Origin of the sequence: Pseudomonas sp. K5002 (assembly GCF_013386655.1) — a bacterium.
GTDB lineage: Bacteria > Pseudomonadota > Gammaproteobacteria > Pseudomonadales > Pseudomonadaceae > Aquipseudomonas.
In genome coordinates, this window is sequence record NZ_JACARK010000207.1 from 1 (window position 1) to 3166 (window position 3166).

A 3166-nucleotide genomic window follows, 5' to 3' on the forward strand; every position below is an offset into this window, starting at 1 on the left:
GGCCGTTGGCGTTGGGGATTGCGGCGGATGTGTCGGGGGCGGTGCTGGATGCCCACGGGAATGTCAGCCGGCGGCTGTTTGCCATGGGCCCGCCGTTGCGCGGGATGTGGTGGGAAAGTACCGCAGTGACGGATGTCGCGATTCAGGCCAAGGCGCTGGCCGCGAGGTTGGCACACCTATGAATCTAATGTGGGAGCTGGCTTGCCTGCGATAGCGGTGGGTCAGCTGCATCTTTATCAACTGAGAGATTGCTATCGCAGGCAAGCCAGCGCCTACAGGTCGGGTTCATGGACCGACCTTCACAAACCCAGGCTTCAACCCAAACACTTCAACCCCCTGGGCCGTCGACTGCCCGGTGGTCACCGTCACCCGCTCCACCGGTTTATCCATCGCTGCCCGATATTCCACCGTCATCACCCCATCCCCGCGACTGATCGCCTGGGCCGGTACGACAATCGCCTGGTCATTGTTGTAGGTCACAATGGTCAACCGCGCACTCATCCCCAACCTTACCCGTTGCAACTGTTGCGGGGTCAGCTTGGGAATCGACAGGGTCACCGGAAACTGCGCGCTACCCTGGCTGTCGCTGGCAATCGCCAAGCCACTGACCACGCTGACCGACCCCGTCAGCCGTTCCCCATCAAACCCGTCGCCCATCACCTCCACCGTCTGCCCTTGGTGCAACTGGTTGATGTCCAGCTCCGACACCTTGGCGACGATTTTCAGTTTCTCGATATTCGCCAGTCCAAACAGCACCTGGCCCTGGCTGACCTTGCTCCCGGCCTGCACCGGCGCGTTATTGCCCCCGCCGCCCTGGGTCGATGAATTACTGCCCGGCGCCGGCACCACAATGCCGGAGAACGGGGCCTTGACTTCCTTGCCGTCGAGCAGGGTATGCAGGGCGTCATATTTCACGGTGGCGTTGGTCAGCTCCATATCGGCGATCTGCCGGTATTCGCCCTTGCCTTGTTCAACTGTCTGTTGCAGCTCAGCGCGGGCGGCCGTCAGGTCGAGTTGTTGCTGGGTGGCCTGTTGTTTCAGGTCGTCGAGTTCGTTGCGCGGGATGATGCCGCGCTTGAACAGGTTTTCGCTTTCGGTGAGTTTGCGCTGGGTGTTGCTGGCGGTCATTTCGGCAGTGCGCAGGGTGCGGCGGGCGCGCCCGACTTGCTGGCCGCTGTCCCAGTCCTGCATTTCCTGCACCGTGCGCCGGGCCTTGAGCTGGGCGGAGAGGGCGTCGCGCAGTTGCACTTCGAGGGTGGCCGGGTCCATGCGCAGCAGCACCTGCCCGGCCTCGACCCGCTGGCCCTGTTCCACCAGGTTGGCCTGCACATTACCGTCGAACGGCGCGGTGAGGGTGATGGTGGTGTCAGGCTCGATCTTGCCCACCAGGCCGATCTGATGCACCAGCGGGTCGACCTTCACCGCCAGCCACTGCTCGGCGTTGCCGGGCTGGTTGGCGGCCGGGCTTTGACGGCTGAGCAGCGAAATGCCGACGCCAGCCACCAGCACAATCAACACGGCGCCCAACAGGCGCTTCTTATTAGTAGTCATTGAGGGCGATTTCCCAACTTTCCAGCGTCATGCCCAAGGTCAAGTCGAGCTGAGTCTGGGCGTTCAAATAGGCAATCAGCGCATTGAGCCGCGAGTTCTCGGCGTTGCGCAGGTCGGTTTCGAAACTCAATACCTGGAAGTTCGTGGAGCGCCCGGCGCTGAGTTTTTCCCGTTCGATTTCGATCTTGCGCTTGGACAACTCTACCGCCCGCTGGGAAATTTCATACTGGCGCCAGCGAGTGCCCAGGTCGCGCACCACATCGTTGACGTCGCGCTCCAGTTGCTGGCGGGCGTCGGCGATGATGATCTCCTGGTTTTCCACATCGACCCGCGCGTGCACCTCGGCCTGGCGAGTGCTGATGTCGCCGATGGGAATCTGCACCTGCACGCCCGCGTAGCTGTCCCAGCGCCGGTTGCTGTTGTAGCCGTTATCGTCATTGGTGGCGGCCCGAATCTGGTTGGCACCGGCCACCAGGTCCACTTGCCAGCGGCCGGAGTCCTTGGCGATCACCAGGTTGAGGTCGGCCTGCTGGCTGCCGAGCAGGGTGGCGAGGTATTCCGGCTGCTGGTTCTGCGCCAGCACGAAAGCCTGGCGTTTATCGATGTCCATGGGCCTGGCTTCAAGGGCCTCGGTGGCGCGGATCGGTGTCGACAGGTCGAGGGCCAGCAGGCGCAGCAGGGCCAGGCGGCTGGTGTCCAGTTGGTTCTGGGCTTCTTCCACCCCCAGTTGCTGGGTGGCGATATCGGCTTCGGTCTGCACAATCTCGAACTCGGCCATACGCCCGGCGCTGATCAGCGCCTTGTTCACTTCAAGCAAGGTGCCGGAGCGCTTGAGGGCGTCCTGCACGATGCTCAGTTGTTCCTGGGCTCGCAGCAACTCGCGGTAGGTGGCGATGATGTTGCTGATGGTCTGCGCCACGTTGGCCTTGAGGTTCAGGCGGTTGGCCTGTTCCGACAGGCGTGACAGGCGCAGCGGGGCGGTGGTGGCGTCCCAGCCGGCACCGCGCATCAGCGGTTGGATCAGCGACAGGTCGAGGCCGTCGCTGCGGTAGCGTCCGGCGCGATCGGCGTTGTTCAGTTGTTGGGTCCAGTTCATGCTCAGGCGCGTGCCGTACTCACCGAGCAAGGTGGCATTAGGCGCGAGGTTAGCGTTGCGGGAGCTGTCTTCGGTGCCTTTAGTCGTGCGGTAGTAGCTGTTCAGGGTCAGCTTGGGGTTGAACGTGTCTTCAGCCACCCGCAGGTCGAATTTCTGCGCCACCCGTTGCAGGTACGCGCTGCGAATCGCCGGGTTGTTGCGCAGGCCCAGGTACACCGCATCCCCCAGGGTCAGGGTGGTGGACTGGGCATTCAGCGACACGCTGCGTTCATAGCCACTGCGGGTGGTACTGGGCGCGGAGGGGCGAATCACCACGTCGGCGGCCACGCTGTGCAGGCTTACCAAGGCGGTCAACAACAGCAGGCGTTTATTCATCGCGCAGGGCCTCCACCGGCTGCAGCCGCGAGGCCGACACCGCCGGATAGATCCCGAAAAACAGCCCTACCAGCAACGTGCTGCCGACCCCGAGCGGCAGCGCGGCCACCGCCAGGGAAAATTGCCAGCCGGACAGCCTGGCAT

General features: G+C 63.4%; 3 protein-coding genes and 1 pseudogene. 1 reads left to right on the forward strand and 3 read right to left on the reverse strand.

What is annotated here, in order from left to right; all coding sequences use genetic code 11:
- Positions 1-182 (forward strand): annotated as a pseudogene (locus tag HX846_RS11500) (pyridine nucleotide-disulfide oxidoreductase); the annotation flags it as partial.
- Between the two features lie 103 nt (positions 183-285).
- Here the strand turns inward: HX846_RS11500 and HX846_RS11505 are convergent.
- The 3 genes from HX846_RS11505 to HX846_RS11515 all read right to left on the reverse strand — a co-directional run.
- Positions 286-1551 (reverse strand): efflux RND transporter periplasmic adaptor subunit, encoded by a 1266-nt coding sequence (locus tag HX846_RS11505; RefSeq protein WP_178965413.1) that lies wholly within the window; start codon positions 1549-1551, stop codon positions 286-288.
- Positions 1541-3022 (reverse strand): TolC family protein, encoded by a 1482-nt coding sequence (locus HX846_RS11510; protein WP_008432459.1) that lies wholly within the window; start codon positions 3020-3022, stop codon positions 1541-1543. The genes HX846_RS11505 and HX846_RS11510 overlap by 11 nt, the downstream gene beginning before the upstream one ends.
- On the reverse strand, positions 3015-3166 hold a 152-nt coding region (locus HX846_RS11515; protein WP_372241979.1), incomplete at its 5' end, for an ABC transporter permease. The genes HX846_RS11515 and HX846_RS11510, both read right to left, overlap by 8 nt.

Coding starts and splice junctions, on each gene's coding strand:
- HX846_RS11505 (WP_178965413.1), bottom strand. CDS start 1,551: ATGACTACTAATAAGAAGCGCCTGTTGGGCGCCGTGTTGATTGTGCTG.
- HX846_RS11510 (WP_008432459.1), bottom strand. CDS start 3,022: ATGAATAAACGCCTGCTGTTGTTGACCGCCTTGGTAAGCCTGCACAGC.